Annotated in this window: 26 protein-coding genes; 7 read left to right on the forward strand and 19 right to left on the reverse strand. The window is 65.6% G+C overall.

Annotated features, from left to right (window positions below):
- Nucleotides 1-61 precede the first annotated feature (61 nt).
- The gene (locus CGLY_RS13715; RefSeq protein WP_227590285.1) at nt 62-1,327 is read left to right on the forward strand and encodes a YkvI family membrane protein; all 1,266 of its coding nucleotides are present in this window, start codon (nt 62-64) and stop codon (nt 1,325-1,327) included.
- Between the two features lie 22 nt (nt 1,328-1,349).
- On the opposite strand, the gene CGLY_RS13720 is transcribed toward CGLY_RS13715, so the two are convergent.
- Entirely contained in the window at nt 1,350-1,724 is a 375-nt protein-coding gene (locus tag CGLY_RS13720) for a hypothetical protein (RefSeq protein ID WP_038550155.1), read from the reverse strand.
- Nucleotides 1,725-1,989: 265 nt separating this feature from the next.
- Between CGLY_RS13720 and CGLY_RS13725 the strand changes: the two genes are divergently transcribed.
- Nucleotides 1,990-2,604 (forward strand): HEAT repeat domain-containing protein, encoded by a 615-nt coding sequence (locus CGLY_RS13725; protein WP_052540234.1) that lies wholly within the window; start codon nt 1,990-1,992, stop codon nt 2,602-2,604.
- A gap of 22 nt (nt 2,605-2,626) precedes the next feature.
- On the forward strand, nt 2,627-3,631 hold the full coding sequence (locus CGLY_RS13730) for a MerR family transcriptional regulator (protein WP_038550157.1): 1,005 nt from the start codon (nt 2,627-2,629) through the stop codon (nt 3,629-3,631).
- On the opposite strand, the gene CGLY_RS13735 is transcribed toward CGLY_RS13730, so the two are convergent.
- The 4 genes from CGLY_RS13735 to CGLY_RS13750 form a co-directional block, all read right to left on the reverse strand.
- Nucleotides 3,618-4,190: a GNAT family N-acetyltransferase gene (locus tag CGLY_RS13735; protein ID WP_038550158.1), complete on the reverse strand. Its 573-nt coding sequence runs from the start codon at nt 4,188-4,190 to the stop codon at nt 3,618-3,620. The two genes, CGLY_RS13730 and CGLY_RS13735, sit on opposite strands and share 14 nt — an antisense overlap.
- A gap of 11 nt (nt 4,191-4,201) precedes the next feature.
- Nucleotides 4,202-5,434 carry a globin domain-containing protein gene (locus CGLY_RS13740; RefSeq protein WP_038550160.1) on the reverse strand — a complete coding sequence of 411 codons (1,233 nt, stop codon included), beginning with the start codon at nt 5,432-5,434 and terminating at the stop codon, nt 4,202-4,204.
- 20 nt (nt 5,435-5,454) lie between these two features.
- On the reverse strand, nt 5,455-5,955 hold the full coding sequence (locus CGLY_RS13745) for an RrF2 family transcriptional regulator (RefSeq protein ID WP_038550162.1): 501 nt from the start codon (nt 5,953-5,955) through the stop codon (nt 5,455-5,457).
- Nucleotides 5,956-6,706: 751 nt separating this feature from the next.
- Nucleotides 6,707-7,216, reverse strand: coding sequence for a MarR family winged helix-turn-helix transcriptional regulator (locus CGLY_RS13750; RefSeq protein ID WP_038550163.1), 510 nt, complete (start codon nt 7,214-7,216; stop codon nt 6,707-6,709).
- 66 nt (nt 7,217-7,282) lie between these two features.
- Here CGLY_RS13750 and CGLY_RS17235 point away from each other — a divergent pair, with 66 nt between their 5' ends.
- Nucleotides 7,283-8,200 (forward strand): NAD(P)/FAD-dependent oxidoreductase, encoded by a 918-nt coding sequence (locus tag CGLY_RS17235; RefSeq protein WP_038550165.1) that lies wholly within the window; start codon nt 7,283-7,285, stop codon nt 8,198-8,200.
- A 32-nt stretch (nt 8,201-8,232) separates the two neighbouring features.
- On the opposite strand, the gene panD is transcribed toward CGLY_RS17235, so the two are convergent.
- From panD to dacB, 13 genes are all read right to left on the reverse strand, one after another.
- On the reverse strand, nt 8,233-8,646 hold the full coding sequence (gene panD / locus CGLY_RS13760; RefSeq protein ID WP_038550166.1) for an aspartate 1-decarboxylase: 414 nt from the start codon (nt 8,644-8,646) through the stop codon (nt 8,233-8,235).
- 10 nt (nt 8,647-8,656) lie between these two features.
- A complete protein-coding gene (gene panC, locus CGLY_RS13765) occupies nt 8,657-9,631 on the reverse strand; it encodes a pantoate--beta-alanine ligase (protein ID WP_081803941.1) in 975 nt (324 codons plus the stop codon).
- 62 nt (nt 9,632-9,693) lie between these two features.
- Entirely contained in the window at nt 9,694-10,605 is a 912-nt protein-coding gene (locus CGLY_RS13770; RefSeq protein WP_038550169.1) for a DUF2520 domain-containing protein, read from the reverse strand.
- Nucleotides 10,606-10,626: 21 nt separating this feature from the next.
- Nucleotides 10,627-11,694: a DUF6779 domain-containing protein gene (locus CGLY_RS13775; protein WP_038550171.1), complete on the reverse strand. Its 1,068-nt coding sequence runs from the start codon at nt 11,692-11,694 to the stop codon at nt 10,627-10,629.
- A complete protein-coding gene (locus CGLY_RS13780) occupies nt 11,691-12,182 on the reverse strand; it encodes a DUF3180 domain-containing protein (RefSeq protein WP_038553148.1) in 492 nt (163 codons plus the stop codon). Before CGLY_RS13780 ends, CGLY_RS13775 begins: the two co-directional genes overlap by 4 nt.
- On the reverse strand, nt 12,179-12,775 hold the full coding sequence (gene folK / locus CGLY_RS13785; RefSeq protein ID WP_052540240.1) for a 2-amino-4-hydroxy-6-hydroxymethyldihydropteridine diphosphokinase: 597 nt from the start codon (nt 12,773-12,775) through the stop codon (nt 12,179-12,181). The genes CGLY_RS13780 and folK overlap by 4 nt, the downstream gene beginning before the upstream one ends.
- Nucleotides 12,772-13,152 carry a dihydroneopterin aldolase gene (folB, locus tag CGLY_RS13790; protein WP_038550172.1) on the reverse strand — a complete coding sequence of 127 codons (381 nt, stop codon included), beginning with the start codon at nt 13,150-13,152 and terminating at the stop codon, nt 12,772-12,774. The genes folK and folB overlap by 4 nt, the downstream gene beginning before the upstream one ends.
- Complete coding sequence (gene folP / locus CGLY_RS13795) at nt 13,145-14,026, reverse strand: dihydropteroate synthase (RefSeq protein WP_038550174.1); 882 nt, start codon at nt 14,024-14,026, stop codon at nt 13,145-13,147. The genes folB and folP overlap by 8 nt, the downstream gene beginning before the upstream one ends.
- A gap of 26 nt (nt 14,027-14,052) precedes the next feature.
- Nucleotides 14,053-14,667: a GTP cyclohydrolase I FolE gene (folE, locus tag CGLY_RS13800; RefSeq protein WP_227590286.1), complete on the reverse strand. Its 615-nt coding sequence runs from the start codon at nt 14,665-14,667 to the stop codon at nt 14,053-14,055.
- Nucleotides 14,668-14,676: 9 nt separating this feature from the next.
- Nucleotides 14,677-17,031, reverse strand: coding sequence for an ATP-dependent zinc metalloprotease FtsH (ftsH, locus tag CGLY_RS13805; protein WP_052540242.1), 2,355 nt, complete (start codon nt 17,029-17,031; stop codon nt 14,677-14,679).
- A 38-nt stretch (nt 17,032-17,069) separates the two neighbouring features.
- Nucleotides 17,070-17,648 carry a hypoxanthine phosphoribosyltransferase gene (gene hpt / locus CGLY_RS13810; RefSeq protein ID WP_038550176.1) on the reverse strand — a complete coding sequence of 193 codons (579 nt, stop codon included), beginning with the start codon at nt 17,646-17,648 and terminating at the stop codon, nt 17,070-17,072.
- Nucleotides 17,648-18,706 (reverse strand): tRNA lysidine(34) synthetase TilS, encoded by a 1,059-nt coding sequence (tilS, locus tag CGLY_RS13815; protein ID WP_038550177.1) that lies wholly within the window; start codon nt 18,704-18,706, stop codon nt 17,648-17,650. Before tilS ends, hpt begins: the two co-directional genes overlap by 1 nt.
- A 64-nt stretch (nt 18,707-18,770) precedes the next feature.
- The gene (gene dacB / locus CGLY_RS13820; protein WP_038550179.1) at nt 18,771-20,132 is read right to left on the reverse strand and encodes a D-alanyl-D-alanine carboxypeptidase/D-alanyl-D-alanine endopeptidase; all 1,362 of its coding nucleotides are present in this window, start codon (nt 20,130-20,132) and stop codon (nt 18,771-18,773) included.
- A gap of 173 nt (nt 20,133-20,305) precedes the next feature.
- Here dacB and CGLY_RS13825 point away from each other — a divergent pair, with 173 nt between their 5' ends.
- Complete coding sequence (locus tag CGLY_RS13825; RefSeq protein WP_038550180.1) at nt 20,306-20,770, forward strand: SRPBCC family protein; 465 nt, start codon at nt 20,306-20,308, stop codon at nt 20,768-20,770.
- A gap of 11 nt (nt 20,771-20,781) precedes the next feature.
- Entirely contained in the window at nt 20,782-21,255 is a 474-nt protein-coding gene (locus tag CGLY_RS13830; RefSeq protein ID WP_038550181.1) for an inorganic diphosphatase, read from the forward strand.
- Nucleotides 21,256-21,331: 76 nt separating this feature from the next.
- Here CGLY_RS13830 and CGLY_RS13835 read toward each other — a convergent pair whose 3' ends face one another.
- Nucleotides 21,332-22,891 carry a hypothetical protein gene (locus tag CGLY_RS13835; RefSeq protein WP_038550182.1) on the reverse strand — a complete coding sequence of 520 codons (1,560 nt, stop codon included), beginning with the start codon at nt 22,889-22,891 and terminating at the stop codon, nt 21,332-21,334.
- 59 nt (nt 22,892-22,950) lie between these two features.
- On the opposite strand from CGLY_RS13835, the gene CGLY_RS13840 reads away from it, so the two are divergent.
- On the forward strand, nt 22,951-23,259 hold the full coding sequence (locus CGLY_RS13840) for a rhodanese-like domain-containing protein (RefSeq protein ID WP_038550183.1): 309 nt from the start codon (nt 22,951-22,953) through the stop codon (nt 23,257-23,259).
- Nucleotides 23,260-23,291 lie beyond the last annotated feature (32 nt).

Here is a 23,291-nt window from a genome sequence, read left to right on the forward strand (position 1 = left end):
ACAGTCCAGCAGTCTGGCGGCAGATGACGACAAGAAGATAACTTCAGGAGAAAGCGTACCGGTGAAAGAACAACTCAAGATATCGATGGCTTTCCTCGGCTTGCTGGTCGGTGCCGGTTTTGCGACCGGACTGGAGGTCATCCAGTACTTCGCGTCCTTCGGCATCAACGGACTGTGGGGCGCGGCACTGGCCGGTGTGGTGATGGCGGTGGCCGGTGCGGTCATCCTGCAACTCGGCAGCTACTTCCTCGCCGACGAGCACAAAGCGGTCTTTCGCAGGATCACGCACCCTGTCATCTCCTGGGCACTCGACATCGTGGTCACCCTGACACTGTTCTGCATCGGGTTCGTGATGCTCGCCGGTGCGGGGTCGAACCTGGAGCAGCAGTTCGGCCTGCCGACATGGATCGGAGCGCTCATCATGACCGTCCTGGTCATGGTCACCGGCCTGCTCAACGTCGACAAGGTCAGCGACATCATCGGCGGCCTGACGCCGCTGCTGATCATCGCCGTCCTCATCGGTTTCGTCTACACACTGTTCAACCTTCCCGACGATTTCAGCGCCGTCAACGACCTCGCCACACAGGAAGAATCCCCGGTCAGCCCCTGGTGGCTGTCGGCGGTGAACTACAACGGACTGGCACTCCTCCTCGGCGTGTCGATGTCGCTGGTCATCGGCGGCAACCACGCCAACATGCGCGCGGCGGGCCGGGGCGGCCTGCTCGGCGGCATCATCTACACCATCTTGCTGGCCCTCGCGGTGTTCACACTGTTGGCGAACATCGAGACGGTCGCCGGCGACGACGTCCCGATGCTGACCTTGTTCGACTCCATGCACCCGGCGATGGCCTACGTGATGGTCTTCATCATCTTCGCGATGATCTACAACACCGCCATCGGCATGTTCTATGCGTTGGGCAAGCGGGTGACGTCTTCCCGTCCTTCCTGGTACACACCGGTGTTCCTGGCGTTGTGCGCGGCCGGATACGCCGTGAGCTTCATCGGCTTCGACACCTTGATGACCTACGTCTACCCGGTTCTCGGCTACCTCGGCATGGCGATGGTGGTTCTGCTGGTCGGCTGGTGGGTCTACGCCCGCACACGCCTCACCGAGGAGAGCGGGCACCGCGACACCGTCCGTGACCTCACCGAACGGCGTGAGAACGACAACGCGGACTTCAGTAGCGACGACGAGTCCGACCTGTCGGATGAGCTTGACCAGTCGGACGCCGACTCCGACGCCCTGGCCAAGCAGGTCACCAGTGAGGTGACCGGCGAGGACCGTGACGAGGACGGTGACTCAGACGATCGTCGAGACGACGCCTGACTCAACTGCAGGAGCGCTGTGGTCAGATCACGGCGTTCACCGGGACGCAGTCCTGTCTCCTCCCCCAGGCCGGGTACAACAGCCGTCGCCGCGAAGCGACGGGGTCGAACTGCCCACGCACGCACACCAGAGCGGAGTACTCGGGGATGAAGAGCACCTCTCCCAGGATGGAGTCGCGGGAGAATGCGGCCACCTCGTCCAGGCTGTGGTTCCAGCCGAGTCGGGTCTCCCCGTCGATATCGGCTTCGAACCATCCTCCACCGAGATCGGTGAGTTCCACCGGAGTGAAGCGTTCGAGGTTTCCTGACGCCGGGTGAAGAACCTCGGCGACTTTCCGTGCCTGGATGTGGTGGACCTGGTGTCCCGGGTGAAACAGTCGGCATTGTGGATGGCGCATGATGCTCCTGGGTATTCGCGTTTCCCCGTCGCGTCATCGGTGCGTGACGGGGCCGATCGTCCTCCGGGGGCACCGGTGTCCGCGACACGGTTGCCAGTCATCCACTCCGGCCGGGGTCCGGGTGGCCACTGCCTCCGAGAAGGAGCGCTGCAACCACGTGATGAACTTCTTGATCGTGGTCCTGAGCCTAACACACCCACAGACCGATCTGTCTACTTATTTTCATGCTTGACCTTCACATGGTGTCAGGGTGTCGACTGAGGTCATGAATCTCAACAGCACAGACTCCTCTTCCCGCCTCCGCGCCGCACTGGACGCAGGCACCACCCCGGATTCTGCGGACACCGCCACCGTCCACGAACTCATCGCCCGGTGCGCAGTCGAGCCGGACTTCTTCGTCCGCGACATGCTGACCTGGGCACTCACCAGGCACCCTGCGTCGCTCACCGTGCCACCGTTGCTCACCGAGCTGCGCTCACCCACTCCGCAGGCACGGTCGCAGGCCCTGCATACACTCTCCAAGCTCGGAGAGCGCTCCGCGTACCCGCACATCACCGATGAGCTGCTCAGCGACGCCGACGACGAGGTCGCCCGCACGGCCTGGCGCACCGCCGTCAGCATCGTGCCCCGTCAGGACGAACAGCACCTCGCAACCCGTCTCAGTCGCCAGCTGGGCCGAGGTCCCCGGGAACTGCGGCGCAGCCTCTCCCGGGCGTACCTCCAGCTCGGGGAGGCCGGCAGACCAGCACTCGACGCCACAGACCGCACCGGCAACACCAACTCCGCCTCCCGGGCTCACGCGGCGGCCACGCTGATCCTCCTCGAGGACCCCGACTACGGCTTCGACGCCGCGGAGTACGCAGTCACGCACCCGGAGTAGCGACACAGATTAGGATCAGAACATGCTCATCGGAGAGGTGTCGCGCAGATCCGGGGTCAGTGTGCGGATGCTACGCCACTACGACTCCCGCGGTCTGGTCTCACCGTCGCACCGCACCAGCGGCGGCTACCGGGACTACTCCCGGGAGGATCTCGAGCGCCTGATGAAGGTGGAGTCGCTGCGGTCCCTGGGCATGGGCATCGACGAGGTCCGCACCACCCTCGACGACCCTGCCCTGGACGTCGCATCAGTCCTCGACCGGTTACGCGAGGAGACCCGGGAACGGATCCGCGACGAGCAGGCACTTCTTCACCAGCTGGAATCCTTCCGGGGCCCCGATGGCGATCCGCCGGACAGCTGGGACGACGTCCTGGCCGTCACAGCACTGCTCAGCGCGCTCCGCTCCCAGCACTCCGCGGACCGGCAGTCCGCCGTCCTGCGCACTGCCCCAGGTCGGGCGACCGCGGCCCTCGTCGCGTCCTACCTGGACGAGACAGATCCGAACGTCGCGGGGACACTGCGCTGGTCACTGGCGCACACCGGGGAGGACACCGTCCCCGCGCTCACTGCCCGGTTGGCGTCGGCGGATTCGGCGGCACGCCTGCGCATCGTCGAAGCCCTCAGCGACATCGCCGGGGAAACCTCGACGGCAGCGCTGACGGTCCTGTCCGATGACACGGAGCGGGCCGTCCGCTCCCGCGCCGTCCTGTCTCTCGCCCACCGGGAGGCCGACAACGATCTCACCGGGCGTCTGGTGACCATGGTCATTGACGGTGACCACGACGTCGACGCCGCTGAGGCTCTGGCCTCCCTGTGCCGCCGACACCCGCACATGGCGGAAGAGGTCGTCTCACAACTCGCTTCGGCCGGCGCCACCGCGCCGCAGGACACCCGCCTGCGCACGGTCCAGGCCCTCGCGGAACTCGCCGACACGGTCGGAAGCCCCGCCACGGCGGCCCTGTCGTCCTTCACCACCGACCCCGACCGCACCGTCGCTCTGACGGCACAGGCACTCACTCGTCGGTAGAGAGTCGGGCGAAGGTGTCCAGGTCATTGAACCGACCACGGAGCATCTCAGCATCCCGCGCCGTGCCTTCGTGAGCGAAACCAGCGTTGACCGCCACCGCGCAGGACGCCGCGTTCTCCGGGTTCGCCTTGATCTGCACCCGGTGTACCCGGTAGTCGAAAAGGAACTCGGTGACCATGCGGGCAACCGCCGTCATCAGACCACGACCACGCAGATGTGGCGCAGTCGTGTACCCCAGCTCCACACACCGGGCCTCCCGGCTGACGAGACGCACCTCGAGTGTGCCGCCGAACTGCCCGGGCGAATCCGGATCATCGACGATCCACAACATTGCCACCGGTGAGCGTGCCATCGTTCGCAGGAATGCTTCGGCATCGCCACGGGAGTAACTCTTCTCCAGGTGCGTGAACCGTTGCGAATCAGCGTGCCGACTGGACGTCACCAAACCCGGCAGATCACTGTTGACGGGCGCACGCAGTCGCAGCGTCCCGTCACCGAACTCCCCCACGATGTCGGCGGACGGCAGGGGCCAGCTCAACGGCGCAGCAGGATCGACCATACCGACAGAGACTACTCCCCCAACAGCCAGTCGTTCGGGCTGAAGAGCTCGACATTCACCGCAGCAGGGCGGAGAACCGCAGCCTCCGTCTCCAGTTGTGCCCGGATACTCTGCAGGAACCCGTTGCCCCCGCACAGATACCAGGCAGCTCCCACCGGGACCACGGATTCTGCGGCGAGCGCGGTGAGGTCGACCGTCTCCCCCTCCTCACGGTAGGACGTCACAGCATGCACCGTCGCGCCTGCGTCGCGAAGTGCCGCGAGATACCCCTCTGTCACATCGCGCTGAGCGTACGACGCCGCAGTCTCGTCGGCATGGATGACAGTCACGGTCGGAGACGTACCCGCGGCAACCAGCGACGACAGCATTCCTGTCATCGGTGTCGACCCGATACCCGAACTGACCAGCACCACTGGAGTCTCGCCGGCGACGACCCCCTCGTCAAGCACCAGGTCACCGGCGGGCAGGGTGGCGTCCACCCGGTCACCGACGTTCAGAGCATCCAACAATGCCGCAGACACCTCCCCGTCGCGCTGGACCGCGATGCTGAACCCCTCAGAGCTCCAGTCAACCAGCGAATACTGACGTAACTGGCGCGCGCCGTCGGCCAACACCACCCCGATCGACACGTACTGGCCTGCACGGGCCAGCGCGAACTCCTCAGGGGCGCTGAACGTGAACTCGGTGACCATGTCGGACAAGTCACGTCGGTCCGTCAGGACAGCGTCGCGAAAGACATCACCCGGTTCCACCCCTGCCGCACGGTACATCTCAGACTCCGCAGCAATGAGCGTCTCCGCCATCAGCCAGTAGACCTCGTCCCACGCTTCGGCGACCTCCGGGGTAACTGCCTCACCGAGAACCTCGACAATTGCGGCGAACAGATGATCATGCACAATCTGGTACTGGTCAGCGGTGATCCCGAGAGAGACGTGCTTGTGTGCGATCCGTGACAACATTGCCACCGGGTCCGGCGCCGACGGATCAACAAGCATCGAAGCGAAGGTGGCCACCGAAGCAGCCAACGCCTTCTGTTGGCCTCCTGATCGTTGGTTCCCACGGTTGAACGTGTCCCGGATCAGCTCAGGATGCTCTGCGAACATACGGTTGTAGAAGATCGGGGTGATCTCGTTGATGTGTGCCCCGATGACCGGCAGCGTCGCTCTCACTGTCGCCTCGTGCTCGGAGGTGAGGTGGCTGGACCGGACGGAATCGGACAGTACTGGGGTGGCGATGGTGGACATCAGGCGGATTTCCTTACTCGTCAGTGTTGTGGTTGTTGTGTGAGCGGCGTGGGCAGTGTCGGCATTCCGACGCTCACCGGCCCTGCCGCCTGCGCGGCGGCGTTACGGTCGATGAGGTCGCCCAATGTGGTGCCGTCGAAGGTCGAGAAGAAGTTCTCCTGCGCCTCGGCGAGCAGGTGGCGGAGTGAGCAGTCGCGACGAGCCAGAGGACAGGGGGTGTCGCCCTCACAGTCCACTACTTCGTGGCGCCCCTCCAGATCACGCAGGAGGGTGCCTACGTCCACGACCCGGGCACCGTCTGCCAGGTACACCCCACCACTGCGTCCCCGGACCGACCCGAGGATCCCCGCGCCGGTCAGTCGGGCGATGACCTTCTTCACGTGTGACGCCGGTGCCGCGGTCTGAACGGCGAGCTCACCGATAGTGCGCCGCTGCGCCGGGTCCGTCGCGCCGGCAGCCCCGGTGTCGCCGAGGATCATCAGCGACCGGAGCCCCAGGTCAGTGAACTTCGTGAGGTGCATATGCCCCACGGTAGGCCTCCCGGGGTGCAAAGGTACATCCGAAATACCCCATAAAAGAACAGGCCGAGACCAGGTCAGGGTATGTTTACCACCTTCGGACCGGCGTATTCGCTTCGCGGGGTCGCAAGGGATTGATCTCCGTCACATTTTCTGTCCGCGGCGGCGTTCAAGGAGTTTTCTCCCGGACTGGTGGCGAGCTGATGCCCGTACAGCAATCCCAGGGTGGTGTCGACGGCGAAAAACACCCCCACGTGTCTGTCCCAGCTGAGCACACCGTCCACGCAAGATACTTCGACTTGCCGTAACCCTCCAGAGAGTTCCGGACTCTCCTCAGAAAAACACCGTGGCGAGATGAACGAGTGAATAGTTCCCCGCGAGAGTCCGGCCCGTCTCGCTGTGACCATTACGTTCACACAAGCGAAGGTCTGCCGCTGAATGCTCCCCTATGAAGAAGTGCGTCTCGCCAACTCCGAGGCATGCTCCTCCCACCTGATGAAGCAGCGCGGTTCCAATCCCGTGCCCGTGACGATCAGGGGGCTCCGGTGAGCCGCCCCAGCTCGACAACGTGCCCCGGTCGACGCAAACGCGCTGCACCGACGATTCGATCTGACTCTCGGAAACGTAGGCGGCCCGTCGGGGCGTCGAAACTTCGCCAGCATCCGCAGCACTCAACGCAGCGCCTGCATGAACTTTCCCATCGGCCCCACTGGGCCCGCACGCTGGACCCGCATCGAGTTCAAACAGCCCACTCCTAATCGCGTCGCAGCTCCTGCAGTCCCCCCGAGAGTGCTTCATCAATCTGTCGCAACAGTCCCACATCGGACCGATCGCCGACGTTGGCGCCAAGCAACTGACCGTGCACCTCAAGTTCCCGGAGAAACGCTTCGTCCACGGCAGCGGCCCCTTCGTCCGTCAGGTTAATGATCGAAGTACGGCTATCTTCCTGGGAAGCCACACGCACGAGCAAACCCCGGCTCTCCAGCCTCGAAAGGTGTTTGGAGACGCCAGCGCGACTCATACCCAACCTCTCAGCCAGACGCGCCGCCGTCAGGCGGGCCGTGGCATGCCGAAGCGGAACCAGCACTTCAAGTTCAGCTGCGCTGATGACCGAGTCTCGACATGCCCACTCGGACGCCCGATCGATGGATTCCGAGATCGACTTAATGAGTGCGACAACCGTCATCGTCCGTTCATCGAGGTCAGGAACTGCACGCTTCCACAATTCCACCGTCTCGGACCGAAGATCCTTCGCGACACTCATTGCCCCACTCCGTTAACTAGTTTACAGTATTGCCTCAGACTCACTCACCACACCAGGAAGGAACACATGACCACAACCGATGTAGATGTCGTGATTGTCGGTGGAGGCGCGGCAGGATTGAGTGCTGCCCTGATGCTCTCACGCGCTCGAAGGAGAGTCACGGTCCTCGACGCCGGAAAGCCGAGGAACCTCCCCTCCGAACACCTCCACGGCTATCTGGGGCATGACGGAACATCCCCGGAAAGCCTGTTGAACACCGGCAGGAAAGAGGCAGCATCCTACGGAGCGTCCATCCGCACCGGAACGGTTCGAGATATTCGCGCCTCACCAGATCTTTTCGGTCAGATCGTCTCCTGGGACGGAGGAACGGTCAGATGCAGAGCTGTTGTAGTTGCGACTGGGCTGAACGATCAGCTTCCCGACGTCCCCGGATTGGCGGAAGGATGGGGCCGTTGGGCTTTCCACTGCCCTTACTGCCACGGATACGAAATCCAGCAGGCGCCTGTGGCGGTGATAGGTGGCGACAACCACGCGTTCTCCCTAAAACAAGCCGGTTTGCTTGCACAGTTGTCTGATGAAGTGGTCTTCTATCTCAACGGTATGCAGCTTACAACGCATGAGGAACAACACCTGGTCGAGCTCGGCGTAGAAATCATCGACGCACGAGTACATCAGGTGTCCAGAGATGCAGAGGGGTGTGTCACGCTGTGTTTGGACGGTTCACGGGAAGCATGCTTCGACACAGTCTTCGTCGGGCCGCGGTTCAGCCCCAATAACCATCTCCTGAGAGCCGCTGGTTGCGACCTGAATGGTGACGGGCGAATCGACGTCGATGACTCGGGTCGCACGAGCAAACCAGGCTTGTGGGCAGCCGGCAACGTTGTTAGCTCTCCGGCCCAGCTCATCAACTCAGCGGCCGCCGGTGCAGCTGCCGCGATCAGCGTCAACGATGCTCTTGTCTTCGAGTCACCCCGCCAGAATTAGCACACTATAAGAGCGAGCCCCCCGGCGCCGCACTACGCGGGGTACCGCGGATTCAGCAGCCCGGACCCCACAGGGACGTCGGCGGGATCGGCACCCAAGGTGACCTGTTCATTGGCGTCGTCGACGAAAACGACCCGTGGGTTGTAGTCCTTGAGTTCCTCGGAGGTGTACTGCCCGTAGGCGATGATGATCACCAGGTCACCGGGGTGGACGAGGTGGGCTGCGGCGCCGTTGATCGAGATCATGCCGGACCCACGCTCACCGGTGATGGCATAGGTGGTCAGGCGGGCGCCGTTGTCGATGTCGACGATATCGATCTGCTCGCCCTCGAGCAGGTCAGCAGACTCCATCAGGTCGGCGTCGATAGTGCAGGAGCCGACGTAGTGCAGGTCGGCCTGGGTGACAGTCGCCCGATGGATCTTGGACTTCATCATGGTGCGGATCACGTAGAAAACCCTACTCTCTGCCTGGCGTCGACGTCAGGCCTTCTGCCGCTTCAGTGCCCTCGGTGTCACCGATGTCCTCACCGATGTTGCGGAACCCGATCCCCAACGGCACACCCACGTTGTCGATGAGCCGTGTAGAACCGACCCTCGCCGCGATGAGCAGGCGAGCATCACCCTTCTCCGGCGCCTCGCCCAGATCGAGCCCCCGCAGTTCAAGATAATCGACCTCCACATCCGTGGACGTGGCCAGAACCTGGCGGGCGGTCGACAGCACAGCCTCGGCGCCATCCTCAGCGACATGGGCACCGGCGAGCAGGGCCGCGGACAACGACAGAGCCGCCCCACGCTCGGCATCAGACAGGTAGATGTTGCGGGACGACTTGGCCAACCCGTCCGACTCACGCACCACAGGTACGCCGTGGACCTGTACCCCGAGGTTGAGATCCGTGACCATCTGCTGGATCAGGACGAGCTGCTGGTAGTCCTTCTCGCCGAAGAAAGCGTGGCTGCAGTTGGTGATCTGGAACAGCTTCGAGACCACGGTCAGCACGCCGGCGAAGTGGGTGGGACGCTGTTCTCCCTCCAGCACGGCCCCCGCCGGCCCGGGCAGGACGGTACTGCGTGGGCCGTTGGGGTACATCTCACGGGGGCTCGGCGCGAACACGGCGTCGACCCCGGCGGCAGCCAGCTTCTCGACATCGGAGTCCAGCGTGCGCGGGTAGGCGTCGAGGTCCTCTCCCTCGGCGAACTGAAGGGGATTGACGAAGATCGACACCACGACCAGGGCTCGCGGCAAATGCTGGGCGGCGCGGACCAGCGCCAGATGCCCTTCGTGCAGTGCGCCCATGGTGGGGACGAGGACGACCGGTCGCCCGGCTTTACGCATGGCACGGGTGAGTTCACCGATGCTGTCGATCTCGGTGTAGACGGTGGCCTGACCCGGGGTGAAACTCACCGGTAATTCTCCTGACAGGTGTGACGACATAAGAACCTGGAACGTTAAGCCACGATAGTCGCCCGCCCCCGCCGAACCCCATTCAGGTCTGGTCAGGCTTCGTCGAGCGCCCGCTCCACGTTGAGCGCCCCCACCGCGCGGGCTGTTCGTTCGGCGGACTGGCGGTAGGCCGCCGCAAGGTCGGTTCCCCCCGCCGGCGTGCTGAGTTCGCGCAGGGCAGCCAGGTGGCGCATCACCGTGGTGGCGTCGTCCCGGGACGTCGGCCCGGTCAACGCACCCATCCTGCCGTTCAACACCCCGTCGACCGCAGCGGGCAGAATCCTGCGCAGCAGCAGGGCCGACCGGGAGTCCTCGCCGGCGAAACTGTCTGCACCGAGCGCGTGGTCAAGCATCCGCAGCGACTCGACCACCTGGGTGACCAGGTGGTTCGCCCCGTGCGCCAGGGCGGCGTGGTAGACGGTGCGCTGGTCTTCGGCGACCGGGACCGCCACCCCGCCCATCGAGGTGACAAGGAGGTCGGCGACGGCCGCACCGGTCTCAGAGTCGCTGGTCACACCCCAGGCGCAGCCGCCCAGGTTGACGGAGTCCTCACGCCGGTCCAGGAACGTCATCGCCGGATGCAGTGCCAAGGGCAACGCCCCGGTGTCTGTGACCGGCTGCAGGACCGCACATCCCAGTGCACCGGCGGTATGCGCGACAATCTGTCCGGACCGCACCACCTGTGCCACGCGGGCGACGACCTCCGGGAGTTCCGGATCAGGGACGGCGAGTACCACCAAGGCCGCCTGGGCCACAGTGGAGATACCCGACCTGTCGTGGACGGGTACGCCGGGCAGACGCATCCGGGCCCTCTCGCGGGACCGCTCTGACCGGGCCACGACCCCGTGCACGTGATGACCCGCCTGCAGCAGGCATTCGGCGACGGCGGTGCCGACGGCACCAGCGGAAATGACACCGACCGACAGGCGGGGTTCCTGTCGGTCGGTGGGGCTCGTGGCATTCACGGCGATGAGTCTACCTGTGTTCTACCGGGCGTTCTTCTTCATCTGTGCCATCAGTTCGGCGACGGTCACACCCTGGTCGCTCTCGTCGGCCCGGCGACGACCGTGCGGCTCAGCCTCTTCGGCCCGCCGACGACGACCAGGGGCTGGCTCGGACGCCGGCTCCGGGCTCTGTTCCGGAGTGCCTTCCTGGGCCTTTTCCTGGGCCGGAGCAGTCGACTTCTGCTGCTCGGACCAACGCGGACGAGCGTCGGGCGTCTGCGTCGTCTCCCGGGGCGCCGGGTCCGTCGATTCTGCACCACCGGCGTTGTCAGCGGTGGACGCCGCCTCCGTCGGCTCAGCAGCATCCATCGAGCGAGTGTCGACGACCATGGGGATCTGTGTGGTGTCCTCACTGTCCGCACCTGACCACCGCACGGCAGCAAAAGTACCCGTGGAGAAGCCGCCACGCCGTCCACCGGAGCGATTCTCGCCGGGCTTCCCGGCCGTACTCGCCGCACCCTCCACGCCCGTAGTCGGCGTTTGCCCGCGTGCGTCAGGCTTATCGGTGGGACGTGACTGCTCGCCGGCACGGGAGACGTTCCGCTCCAACTCGATGATGCGCTCCGCACGCGCCTTCAACGACACCTGTTCACTGTTCCAGTCACTACCGGACAGGTCGGAGAGCTGTTCGCGCATCACCTCCAGTTCCTTACGGATCGCGTCGAGCGTCTTGTCGTGCTCGTTACCGAGGCGGCTGCGGTAGTCGTTCTCCAGCTGGACCTCGCGACGCTGGGACTCCGAGCGTTCCCGTTCCATTTCGGCACGGTGGCGGCGCTCCTGCTCCTGACGGCGGCTACGCTCCTCTCCGATCACCCCGGAATAGCGAGAGACCAGGATCGCTCCGAAGAACGCCGCCCACAACGAGGTGATGACCGCGACGTTCAGCCACACCTCCGAGTCGACGAAGAACATGATGATCGTCGCCGCAAGGGCGAGAACGAACACCAGGTACATCAGCAGCTTCAGGCCGTTTCCGGGCGTGGAGGAACCGCTCCGGCTCGACGGATCAGGAAGCCGGTGCGAATCGTCGGGCGAATACGCGGAACTCATGGCGTCAAGAATACATCTCCGCGTCCCTCCTCACCGTCGGCATCGCCGGGAGGAACGAGACAACTTCGTTCCAGCAGGACACCGGCCACCGCCATAGCCACCGCAGCCAGCAGAGACGTCACCGCTCCCGGGGTGTCCTGCTGGGCAGCGAGTAGCTCTCCGTGTCGCAGCAGGACGTACACCGTCACTCCGCCGTAGAAACCGCCCACCAGGGAGCCTATCCACCCTGCGGCCTTGCCGAACACGGCGCACCGGGAGATGAACACCGGCGACATCTGCGAACGGTCCTGTCCCACCTCCCCCGCGGCGATCCGACGCCGCACCGTCACCGCCAGCGCCCCCGCCACCACGGCGAAAACCCACAATGCGGTGGAACCGCTGACACTCATCGAGGGAAAACTGCCGTAAAAGACCCACACTGCGGCGAAGGACACGACACCCGCGGCCACCGCCGAGGTGACGAGCAGCCCGACACTGGTCTGGTTCATGGGGCCCATCGTACGTCGGGAAGCACACGGATTCCCTCTGCCGTTCCGGCCGCCCCGGCCTCCTGCCCCTCGCAGACGGTCAGCCATTCCCGGACAGGTCGACCGTCCAACACGGCGTGGGGATCAGCATCCAACCAGGGCACCAGGACGAACGGGCGCTGGTGAGCCCACGGGTGCGGCAGAATGAGTTCCTCACCCCACCGACCGTCACTGCGGATACCGGCATAGTCGATGATGTCGATGTCGAGGGTGCGTGGACCCCAGTGCCGCGCCCGCACCCGTCGTGCCGCCTGTTCCAGGTCCTGGCAGTGGTGCAGCAGGGTCAGCGGGTCAAGTGTCGTACGTATGGTGAGGACACAGTTGCGGAACTCGTCCTGGTCGGTCACCCCCCACGGCGGGGTGGCGAACATTGCGCTGGCGCTGACGGGGACGACTCCGTCTACGGCGGCAAGTGCTTCAGCGGCACGACGGATCTGTTCCTCGGGGCCGGACAGTGCCCCCGGCAGGTTCGACCCGAACGCCAGGACGGCAGGGACAGCCGAGACGGCCGAGTCAGCAGTGCCGGCAGGGTTTTCAGGAGCGCGGTCCGTCATGTCCTCGTCCCGGGTGTCTTACGGGAACGGCGGGCGACCACGCGGACATCAGAGAACGGGTGGTGGATCGGCGCATCGGGTTTGTGCACGGTGACCTCGACGGCGAGAACACCGTCGACATCGTTGATGTGGTCGGCGATCGACGCGGAGACGGTCTCGATCAGGTCCATGCTCGGACCGGAGATGATCCCCACCGCGATGTCGGCGAGGTCGACGTAGGAGATCGTCTTGGTGATGTCATCATCCGCGACGGCGGCGGTGAAATCCGTCCAGACCACCAGATCGACGATGAACTTCTGCCCCTGCTCCTTCTCGAAGTCGTAGACCCCGTGGTAGCCGTAGACCTCCAGGCCGGTCAGTTCGATACGGTCAGCCACGGCGGGCCCTCCATCCTTCCGGTAGTGCCGGGCCACGGCCGGTGGCCACGGAATGCGCGACGTCGACGGCGGCACGGTTCGCGGCAACGCTGTGGACGCGGACCGCCCATGCACCGGCTGCTGCAGCGAGGGCACTCACCGCCGCTGTCGCGTCGTCAGCCGACTCAGGCGTGCCCGGTGCACCGTCCGGCCCCGGACGTAGGGCGGTGAGGAATCTCTTTCGGCTCGCACCAATGAGCACACGGTATCCCAGGGTCATATAGGAGCGCATGCCCCCCAGCAACGCCCAGTTGTCGTCGGCGTTCTTAGCGAAACCGAGACCAGGGTCCAGGATGATGCGGTCGGCGTCAACACCCGCCTGCTCGGCCCGGGACGCCAGAGACGGCAACAGATCACAGACGTCGGCGACGATGTCCTGACCGTGGTCGGCGCGTCCGGACGCAGACTCGAAACGCTGTGCCCTCCAGTGCATCAGACAGTAGTCGACCCCGGAGTCCGCGACAGTCCGGTACATCATGTCGTCGGCCAGCCCACCGGACACGTCATTGACGATGTCGACCCCGGCCTCGATCGCGGCGGCCGCTGTCGATGCCCGCATCGTGTCGACGCTCGTGGCGATGCCCTCGGCGTGGAGAGCCCGGACAACGGGGACAACCCGCTGCACCTCGAGCTCCGCCGGAACACGCGTGGCACCGGGCCGGGTCGATTCCCCACCGACGTCGATGATGTCCGCACCATCGGCGACCATGGCCCGAGCGTGAGCGAGAGCCCGGTCGGTGGTCGTCCACTCCCCTCCGTCGGAGAAGGAATCCTCGGTGACGTTGAGGATCCCCATCACTGCCGTCGTGGCTGTCGTATCTGTCATTGCTGCCATCGCGGGAATGCCGTCCTGCCTACCGCTCAGTGACCGCGGATGAGGCTGAGCGCCTCGGCGCGGGAGCGGGCATCCTCACGGAAACCACCGCGGACCGCCGACGTCACGGTGGAGGCACCCGGCTTGCGGATGCCGCGCATCGCCATGCACAGGTGCTCGGCCTCAATGACGACGATGACGGCGTGCGCCTGGAGTCGCTCCGAGACCGCGTCGGCGATCTGGCTGGTCAGACGCTCCTGGACCTGGGGGCGTTTAGCGTAGCCGTCGGCCAGCCGCGCCAGCTTCGACAGGCCGGTGACCGTCCCCGACTCCCCGGGGATGTAGCCGATATGGGCGTGCCCGTAGAACGGCACCAGATGGTGCTCGCAGGTCGAGTAGATCGGGATGTCCTTGACCAGGACGAGTTCGCGGTGGTCCTCGTTGAAGGTCTTGGCGAGTACCTCCGCCGGATCCTCGTAGAGCCCGCCGAAGGACTCGCGGTATGCACGGGCGACGCGGGCCGGGGTCTCCTGCAGTCCTTCCCGGTCCGGGTCCTCCCCCACGGCGAGCAGGAGTTCACGCACCGCAGCCTCGGCGCGCGCCTGGTCGAAGACCCGGCCGCCGTCGCGGCTGTTGTCACTGTCGGTCACAGAGTCGGTCACGGTGTCAGATCAGTCTTTCTCATCGGAGTCGTCGGGGCGGTGGTGGCGTCCACCGTCATTGTGGCCACTGTCCTGGGCCCTCAGATTACGCGTCGGCGCATCGTCACTTGTCCACGGGTTGTCCGGTTGTTCACCGTCCGGAAGTCGGAAACCACGCAACGGCTGCTCCCCGCCGTCTCCGGCGCTCCCAGCATCCCCGGACGTACCGTAGCTGCTTTCACCAGGATGTCGGCCCGGCTCGTCCGGATTCACCCGGTCCTGACCACCCCACAGGTGGTCGGGGTGCGACTGCCCGCTCCAGCGCCCGGGGGTCCGCGGTGCCGACGGGTGGTCCTGCTTCTGCTCCAGCTCATCCGCCTGCTGGCGTCGGCGCCGCTCGATACGGGCCTTGCGCGCCTCAGAGAAGAAGTCGTTACGGGCGGGGAGTTCCTCGCCCCGCTCCCGGGCCAGTTCGGTGGGCGTCTTCACCGGCTCGCGGAAATCCTTCGGGTGGTCGATGTCCTGGTTCGGGAAGATGTCGTTGACCTCGACCGGTTCCATGTCCTCGAAGATCGCCTCGAGGTCCGGGCGACGCAGCGTCTCCTTCTCCAGCAGCTTCTCGGCGAGACGGTCAAGGTAGTCGCGGTTGTCGCGCAGAATCCGGTAGGCCACCCCGTGTGCTTTCTCGATGAGCATGCGGACCTGGTCGTCAATAGTCGCAGCCACGGCAGGCGAGTACTCCAGGGAACCCTGGCCTCCCCGCCCGACGAAGGGGTCCCCCTGCTCCTCGCCGTACTTCACCGCACCGAGTTCCGGGCTCATGCCGTATTCGGTGACCATGGAGCGCGCGATCTTCGTCGCCTGCTCGATGTCGGCGGAGGCGCCGGTGGTCGGCGAACCGAAGACGAGTTCCTCGGCGGAGCGGCCACCCATGGCGAAGACCAGGCGGGCGAAAAGCTCCGACCGGTTGTACATGCCCTTGTCATCCTCAGGGACAGCCATGGCGTGACCGCCGGTACGTCCGCGGGCGAGGATGGTGACCTTGTAGACCCGTTCGATGTCCTTGATTCCCCAGGCGGCGAGGGTGTGGCCACCCTCGTGGTAGGCGGTGACCTTCTTCTCGTGCTCCGAGATGATCTTCGTGCTGCGACGAGGGCCGCCGATGACACGGTCGGTCGCCTCCTCCAGCGCATCTCCGGTGATGACGTTCCCGTCCACGCGGGCCGTCAGCAGCGCCGCCTCGTTTAAGACGTTGGCCAGGTCCGCACCGGACATACCCACGGTGCGCTTCGCCAGGGAGTTCAGGTCCACATCGGGAGCCAGGGGCTTGCCCTCGGAGTGCACGCGCAGAATCTGCTCACGTCCGGCGATGTCGGGGTTGCTGACAGGAATCTGGCGGTCGAACCGTCCCGGGCGCAGCAGCGCCGGGTCGAGGATGTCCGGACGGTTCGTCGCAGCCATCAGGATGACGTTCTCCCGGTCGCTGAAACCGTCCATCTCCACGAGCAGCTGGTTGAGTGTCTGCTCCCGCTCGTCATGGCCGCCGCCCATGCCTGCACCACGCTGACGTCCCACCGCGTCGATCTCGTCGACGAAGATGATGCAGGGACTGTTCTCCTTGGCGGTCTTGAACAGGTCACGCACCCGGGAAGCGCCTACACCGACGAACATCTCGACGAAGTCTGAACCGGAGATGGTGTAGAAAGGCACCCCTGCCTCGCCGGCCACCGCGCGAGCCAACAGTGTCTTACCGGTACCGGGAGGCCCGTAGAGCAGCACGCCGCGGGGGATTTTCGCCCCGAGGTGCTCGTAGCGCTCCGGGTTCTGCAGGAAGTCACGGATCTCGTCGAGCTCCTCGACCGCCTCGTCCGCACCCGCGACATTGTCGAAGGTGGTGTCCGGGTTGTCGACGTTGAGTTCCTTGGCCTTCGACTTTCCGATATTGAACGCACCACCGGGACCCCCCTGCATCCTGGTGAGGAAGAACAGCAGCAGACCACCGATCAGCAGGATCGGCAGCAGCATGACCAGCAGGGACCCGAGGATGCTGTCCTGGGTGACGTTGGTGGTGTAACTGTCGGCGTCCGACGCCTCGACGCGGTCGAAGACGGTGTCGGCGGCACGCGCCGGATACTGCGCGGTGACCTGGTCGATCCCGTCCTTGCCGTCGACACTGATGTCGTTGCGCAGCGTCATCTGCAACTGCTGCTCACGGTCGTTGATCTGCACTTCGGCGACGTTGTTGTCGTCGAACTGCTTCATGGCCACCGACGTGTCGACGTCGTCGTAGCCGCGGGTGGAGTCGGTGAGCACACCGAAGGCGTAGATGACGACGAGAACCGCGGCAACAATGGCGGCGATCCTCAGAACCCTCTTCTTGTTCATAGTCCCACTAGCGTATCGCAGGACCGGACACGCCGTTCCTAGCTGTACACGCTGGGGCGCAGCGTCCCGACCCACGGCAGGTCACGGTAACGCTCGGCGTAGTCCAGGCCGTATCCGACCACAAAGTCACTGGGAATGTCGAAGCCGATGTCGGTCGTCTCCACGTCGCGCTCCACCGCCTCCGGCTTGCGCAGCAACGTGACCACCTCGAGGCTCTTCGGGCCCCTGCCCTTGAGATGGTCGACCAACCAGTGCAGGGTGATGCCCGACTCGATGATGTCCTCGAGAATGATCACGTTCCGCCCCGCGATATCGCGGGTCAGATCCATGCGGATCTCCACCGTGCCGGAGGACTCCGCTGACTGACCGTAGGTGGACAGCGCCATGAACTCCATCTGGGTGGGAATGTCCATCGCCCGGGCGAAGTCCGCGATGAAGTAGGTCGCCCCCTTGAGCACGCAGAGCAGGATCGTGTCCTCGTCCTCGCCCCGGTAGCGGTCGCTGGCGGCCTTCGCCATCTCAGCGATCCTGGCGTGGAGCGTGGCCTCGTCGACGAGAACACCCTCGACGTCATCGTGGTAACAGTTGTCGGGCACGTCGGCACTCTTGGCGATCATCACGGGGTCCTGTCCTCTTGCTCTAGTACTAGCTGACTGCCGGTGGCCGTCCGACGGCGACGCACCACCAGTCGACGGGTGCCCCCCATTGTAGAGGTCTGGGACGGTGCCGACGGTGACCCGGTCGCCGGATACGGTAGCGCGACCGCACCCTGCCCGTGCCAGTCGGCAATCAGGGCATCCAGTGCCTCCAGATGCCGTGAGGTCAACGGCCCCACCCTCGCTCCCAGCCACTGACGCAGGACGCGCCGACGCAGCGGTGCGGGGCGTCCTGCGACTGCACCGACCGGGAGGGTCGCCGGGGCGGCCCCACCGACATCGGACAACACCCGCCGTGCCTGGTCGTCGAGCAGGTCGGCGTCCTCCCGGAGCAGCCGGGCCGAACGCGCCAGCGCATCACCGACATGCTCGCCGAGGATTTCCCGTGCGAGGGGAAGCAGTTCATTGCGGACACGCGACCGCAGGATCGTGGCACTGGAGTTGTGCGGATCATGCCAGACGTCGAGTTCAAGCTCCGCGCAGCTGCCGAGGGTGTCCGCACGGGTCGCGTGCAGGAGCGGGCGTCCGAGCCATCCGGCGCCCGCCGTGACGACCGGGTGGTCATCAGTGACCTCGCGTAGGCCGGCGAGGCTACCCGTCCCCGACCCTCGCGCCAGAGCCAGTAACAGACCCTCGGCGTCATCGTCGGCGGTGTGTGCCACCAGAACGGGCCGACCGTCCGCACACTCCCCCAACGCGCGGTACCGCGCGTCCCGGGCATCTGCCTCCCCTGAACCTGCGACCTGTACCCGCACGGTCCGTGCCGTCGCCCCGAGGACGCGACAGGTCCGGGCCGCGTCCCGGGCCACCTGGGCAGAACCGTCCTGTAGACCGTGGTCAACGGTCACCGTGGTCACGTCGAGTCCGGCATGCACGCAGGCCGCGGCCAGTGCCAATGAGTCCCCGCCCCCGGATACGCCACAGACCACCGCATCCCCGCGGGAAAGGCGCGGAGCATGTGCCGAGAGGAAGCGCCCCAGACTGCGACGGACCTCGAGGGTGTGGGGTGTGTCAATCATGCGGGGCGCCTCCGAGTTCCCCGGACCTGGCTCGGCCACGCTCCGGAAGTGATACCACCCCGGTTCACGTCGCCGAACGCAGAGCTGCCGCGAGCCTGTCCAGCGCCGCCCGGCCCTCATCCGCATCGGAACCGTTCGACAGAAACGCGAAACTCAGGGTCCGTCCCGCCTCAGTCGTGACCGTGCCCGCCAACGTGTTCACCCCGTCCAGGGTTCCGGTCTTCGCACGGACCCAACCGGCTCCGCCCGTGGCTCCCGACCCGTCACCGTAACGGTCGAGCAGCGTTCCGTTACCGGCGGCGACGGGTAGCCCGTCCAGCATCACCCGCAGTTTGTCATCGGTCCCGGCCGCAGTGATAATACCGTCGAGGATGCGGGCATTGAGCCGGTTGCTCTCACTCATCCCGGAATTGTCGCGCAACACCACCTTGCTGACGTCCAGACCTTCGTCCGTCAGTGCCGCAAGTGTCGCAGTCGTAGCCCCGTCGAACGTCGGATCCTCGCCCCGTGCCTGGGCGACTTCCCGCCCAATCGCCTCGGCAAGCAGGTTGTCGCTGTGCAGGAGCATGTCGCGGATACGAGTGCTCAGCGGTGCGGAGTACACCGTCGCCAACGCCGACTCCTCGCCGACGTCGACCGCGCTGTCGGTCACCGAGACCGTGGCCCCGTCAGCTCCCAGCGCCGCAGCAAGGGAATCACCCACATCGGAGGCCGGGGTCGTCGACCGCGGCGAGTAAGAGTCCGTGGGATCCAACCGACCGGCGTCCAGCATCACCGCCGACAGTGGGGCGACATTGCCGGCGCCGATGTCATCACGCGACCACGTCTTGTTGAACAGTGACCCGGCGCGGGCCGAATTGTCCACGACGATCTCATTGACCTCACTGCCTTCACTGCTCCCGTCCAGAGCATCGGTGACCTGTGACGCAAGGTCATCGATATTCGCCGGAGAGGTGAAGAAACCCGATCCCGCAGACCGCTCCAGGGTGATGTCGCCGTCGCCCTTCAGGACGATCTGCCCCGGCTTCGCCCCCGGGTACACCTTCGTCTGGACCCGTTCATCCTCATCGAGCGTGACGAGCGCCGCGGTCGCCGTCGCCAGCTTCGTGGCGGACGCGGGGACAAGCATGGTGTCCGGGTTCTCCGACCAGACCTCCTCGCCCGAGGCGATGTCTGTGACATGCCCGGACAACCTCCCCAATGCCGGATCGGATGCCGGCCCCGCGAGTTCGTCGCTGACGTCCGGGGCCGGGCCGTCCGTCTGTGCCGGGGCGAGGACGGCCGTCGGCTCAGGCAACGGTTGCGCGTCCGCCACGGTGTAGGCGTTGCGCTGGTGCACCACCAGCGCGGCAGCCACCACCACGATGACAACCACGAGGAAAGCCAGGATGCCGTACAGCCAACGGCGCGAGGCGGACTTGCTCATCGGGGCATCGGTGCCTTCCTGCGAGGGAGCTCAGTGCATGTGGGACCCCACCAGAGTATCCGACGACCATCATCACACCGGAGCATGCCACCGTGGGGGCGTGGCCGGACCGGACCGGGCCATCCTCTGTAATCGCCTGCGCTGACAGGGAGCAGGACCGTAGTGTCTAGGCCATGACGACCGAGCTGATCACCACCACACGCACCATCAATGCCACGCCCGAGAACGTCTGGGCAGCAGTCTCCGACCTCACAGCCATGGGCGACCGCAGCCCCCAGTGCAAGAAAATGTTCGTCCTCGGCGGCACGCCCGGAGTCGGCACAACCACGCTGAACCTCAACCGACGGGGCGTGCTGTTCTGGCCCACCTGGTCGAAGATCACCCGGTGGTCCCCGAATGACGGGCTGGAGTGGCGTGTTCCGATCAACGGCTCGAGGTGGCGGTTCGACCTCACCGACAACGGTGACGGCACCACTGAACTCGCCGAATCACGCATCGTCACCGGCGACACCACCATCATCTCGCGGGCCATGGTCGCCGCCGCCCTGGGCGGAAACGAGACCTTCGAATCCGAGTTGAAGAAGGGGATGGACCAGACCCTGGCGGCAATCGCCGACACCGCTGAGCGGTCAGGGTAAACTCACGACCCATGAGCATCGAAGTCACCATCGAAATCCCCAAGGGTTCCCGCAACAAGTACGAGGTCGACCACAAGACCGGCAAGGTCTACCTCGACCGTTACCTCTTCACCCCGATGGCCTACCCGGCGGACTACGGGTTCATCGACGAGACCCTCGGCGAGGACGGCGACCCGTTGGACGCCCTGGTGATCCTGCCGGAGTCCGTGTTCCCGGGTGTCATCGTCGAGGCCCGCCCGGTCGGTGTCTTCAAGATGACCGACGAAGCCGGCGGCGACGACAAGCTGCTCTGCGTCGTCGACGACGTGCGCTACGAGAAGTTCCAGGACATCAACGACATCGCCCAGGACGTCAAGGACGAGATCGAGCACTTCTTCGTCCACTACAAGGACCTAGAGCCCGGCAAGGAAGTCAACGGCTCCGGCTGGGGCGACAAGGCCGAGGCCGAGCGGATCCTCGCCGAAGCTGTCGAGCGGCACAAGTAGGACGCACCGGATGCCCGGGGATGTCCCAGGCGTCCCCCTCCCCCGTCGCCGTGACCTCACGGCGGCGGGGGTTTCGTCATTCCGTGGACTCCTGCTCGCGCCACACCGTGCGGGCCGTCCAGCCGCCGTCCCCGTCGCAGGTGACGCACCGGAGGTCGCCGTCGGCCAGCCACACGGTGTCCCGACCGTCTGCCTGCACCTGCACCTGCCAGGTGCACGGCGCACTGAACTCGGCCTCCATCGTGAGCGGGTCCAGCAGGTACAGCCTGCGGTCCTTTGTCACCTCGCCCGCCTGCGAAGTCGCCACGTGCAGGGACTGCACCGCGAGCCAGGGCCCTGCGGTGGCGAACTCCATGTTCTCGGAGCATATATCGTCCGGCAGGTGACCTTCGCCGGTGACCTGCAGGTTCCGGTCCAGGTACTGGAGGGCATTGTCCTTCCAGGTCATCACCACATCATCGGTGGCGAGCACACCCGGGCAGGCGGACGGTCCGCTGATCTCATGCGGCGTTATCCAGGTAATGTCCCCCTGCGCGCTGACCCGCCCGAGTTCCAGAACGCCGGTGCGGACAGGGCCTGTGTAGGCGGAGACAGGCGTTTCTGGCAGCCGGGCCTGCGTCGGCCCGTACCGTCCGACGCCCCAACCACCCCAGGACTCTGGCGCGACGACAACCTCTTGAGGACGCTTCCCGCCCTCCGGATCCTCCCGCAGTGCCGGAGGATCCGCGACCTCATTAACCTGGACCTCGGAGCCGGGGCCGCCCCCGGTGACCAGTAGTCGGCGACCGCCGGTGAGAGAGACCTGGCAGCCACCGTTGTGCGCTGTCAGGACGCCCGGGAGGCGGGTCTGAATGTCACCGATTTTCACCGGCAACGGCACGCTGTCGGACGTCCCGCCAGCAGGATCCACGCGCCAGAGCACGGGTAGCTCATCATCGAGACGCCAGAGCGCGACGGTGCTCTCCCGCCCGTCCACGCTCGTTGCGGGGCTGACGGCGAACCCGCGTTGCCAGCCAGGTCTACTCTCACGCGGCTGCGGTGCGGTGGCATCGTCGAGATCCAGGATCACATGGGCGCGCCAGACCCTGCGGCGCACGCCCCCGGACCACGAGGCGGGGAACGGTGGTCGGAGACCGGCGACATCAACTTCTTCTCCGTCACCGCAGAGCCTGATGCGCCGGACGGCACCGCGGGTCGGCGGGAAGCGGCCGGTACCGAAGATGTCCGGTTCATACCGCAGTCGTCCGGTGACCCGGACGTGGCCGGCAACCGGACGCGACGCGGACCATTCTGCCGTCCATCCGTCGCCACGAAGGATCGTCGGCCAGCGCGGACCTGCGCCCCGGTCGACGCCACCCGGCAACGACGCGTCCTCGTCGGCCCAGGCGTCCACCGTGACAACATCATCGCAGGCGCACTCGCCGCCGACGGACGTGACCTCACTGAAGAGCAGAGGAAGCTCAATCGTGTCACCGAGGTCCGGGACGGGAAACCAGTCATCCTCGATCATCCAGGTCGCGATCTCCACCGGCAGTGTCCGGTGACTGGCGGGCGCGGGCTCCGGCGGTGGCACCGCGATGCGTTGCATCTCCACGCGGAACTCTGCGGCCACTCTGGTCTCGTCATCATCAGCCATGGCGCTGACCGTACCGGGGTGCGGCGAAGCCCGCACGACGCTGCGTACACTGGGGCACCATGAGTGATTTCGAGACAGTGACACCGACCGAGGTCCCGGACGGGGCCCAGCTCATCGACATCCGCGAGCCGGACGAGTTCAACCAGTGGCACGCTGAGGGCGCCACGAACCTGCCGCTCTCCGAACTGCAGTCACGCTACGGCGAGTTCGACCTCGACCGCGACGTGTACCTGATCTGCCTCTCGGGCGGCCGGTCCGCCAAGGCCGCACAGTGGCTGGAGATGAACGGCATCGACACCATCAACGTGGGGTCCGGAACCATCGGCTGGCGCGACGCTGGACTGCCCATCGTCGGCACCGAGGGGTAGAAACATCACCTCCGCAATAGCGGGGGACCCCC

The sequence above is a fragment of the Corynebacterium glyciniphilum AJ 3170 genome, assembly GCF_000626675.1.
Taxonomy (GTDB): Bacteria; Actinomycetota; Actinomycetes; order Mycobacteriales; family Mycobacteriaceae; genus Corynebacterium; species Corynebacterium glyciniphilum.

Excerpts from the sequence above, each read along its gene's own strand:
- CGLY_RS13720 (WP_038550155.1), bottom strand. The coding sequence starts at position 1,724 with ATGCGCCATCCACAATGCCGACTGTTTCACCCGGGACACCAGGTCCAC.
- CGLY_RS13725 (WP_052540234.1), top strand. The coding sequence starts at position 1,990 with ATGAATCTCAACAGCACAGACTCCTCTTCCCGCCTCCGCGCCGCACTG.
- CGLY_RS13730 (WP_038550157.1), top strand. The coding sequence starts at position 2,627 with ATGCTCATCGGAGAGGTGTCGCGCAGATCCGGGGTCAGTGTGCGGATG.
- CGLY_RS13735 (WP_038550158.1), bottom strand. The coding sequence starts at position 4,190 with ATGGTCGATCCTGCTGCGCCGTTGAGCTGGCCCCTGCCGTCCGCCGAC.
- CGLY_RS13740 (WP_038550160.1), bottom strand. The coding sequence starts at position 5,434 with ATGTCCACCATCGCCACCCCAGTACTGTCCGATTCCGTCCGGTCCAGC.
- CGLY_RS13745 (WP_038550162.1), bottom strand. The coding sequence starts at position 5,955 with ATGCACCTCACGAAGTTCACTGACCTGGGGCTCCGGTCGCTGATGATC.
- CGLY_RS13750 (WP_038550163.1), bottom strand. The coding sequence starts at position 7,216 with ATGAGTGTCGCGAAGGATCTTCGGTCCGAGACGGTGGAATTGTGGAAG.
- CGLY_RS17235 (WP_038550165.1), top strand. The coding sequence starts at position 7,283 with ATGACCACAACCGATGTAGATGTCGTGATTGTCGGTGGAGGCGCGGCA.
- panC (WP_081803941.1), bottom strand. The coding sequence starts at position 9,631 with ATGTCGTCACACCTGTCAGGAGAATTACCGGTGAGTTTCACCCCGGGT.
- CGLY_RS13775 (WP_038550171.1), bottom strand. The coding sequence starts at position 11,694 with ATGAGTTCCGCGTATTCGCCCGACGATTCGCACCGGCTTCCTGATCCG.
- CGLY_RS13780 (WP_038553148.1), bottom strand. The coding sequence starts at position 12,182 with ATGAACCAGACCAGTGTCGGGCTGCTCGTCACCTCGGCGGTGGCCGCG.
- folK (WP_052540240.1), bottom strand. The coding sequence starts at position 12,775 with ATGACGGACCGCGCTCCTGAAAACCCTGCCGGCACTGCTGACTCGGCC.
- folP (WP_038550174.1), bottom strand. The coding sequence starts at position 14,026 with ATGGCAGCAATGACAGATACGACAGCCACGACGGCAGTGATGGGGATC.
- ftsH (WP_052540242.1), bottom strand. The coding sequence starts at position 17,031 with ATGAACAAGAAGAGGGTTCTGAGGATCGCCGCCATTGTTGCCGCGGTT.
- hpt (WP_038550176.1), bottom strand. The coding sequence starts at position 17,648 with ATGATCGCCAAGAGTGCCGACGTGCCCGACAACTGTTACCACGATGAC.
- tilS (WP_038550177.1), bottom strand. The coding sequence starts at position 18,706 with ATGATTGACACACCCCACACCCTCGAGGTCCGTCGCAGTCTGGGGCGC.
- dacB (WP_038550179.1), bottom strand. The coding sequence starts at position 20,132 with ATGAGCAAGTCCGCCTCGCGCCGTTGGCTGTACGGCATCCTGGCTTTC.
- CGLY_RS13825 (WP_038550180.1), top strand. The coding sequence starts at position 20,306 with ATGACGACCGAGCTGATCACCACCACACGCACCATCAATGCCACGCCC.
- CGLY_RS13830 (WP_038550181.1), top strand. The coding sequence starts at position 20,782 with ATGAGCATCGAAGTCACCATCGAAATCCCCAAGGGTTCCCGCAACAAG.
- CGLY_RS13835 (WP_038550182.1), bottom strand. The coding sequence starts at position 22,891 with ATGGCTGATGATGACGAGACCAGAGTGGCCGCAGAGTTCCGCGTGGAG.
- CGLY_RS13840 (WP_038550183.1), top strand. The coding sequence starts at position 22,951 with ATGAGTGATTTCGAGACAGTGACACCGACCGAGGTCCCGGACGGGGCC.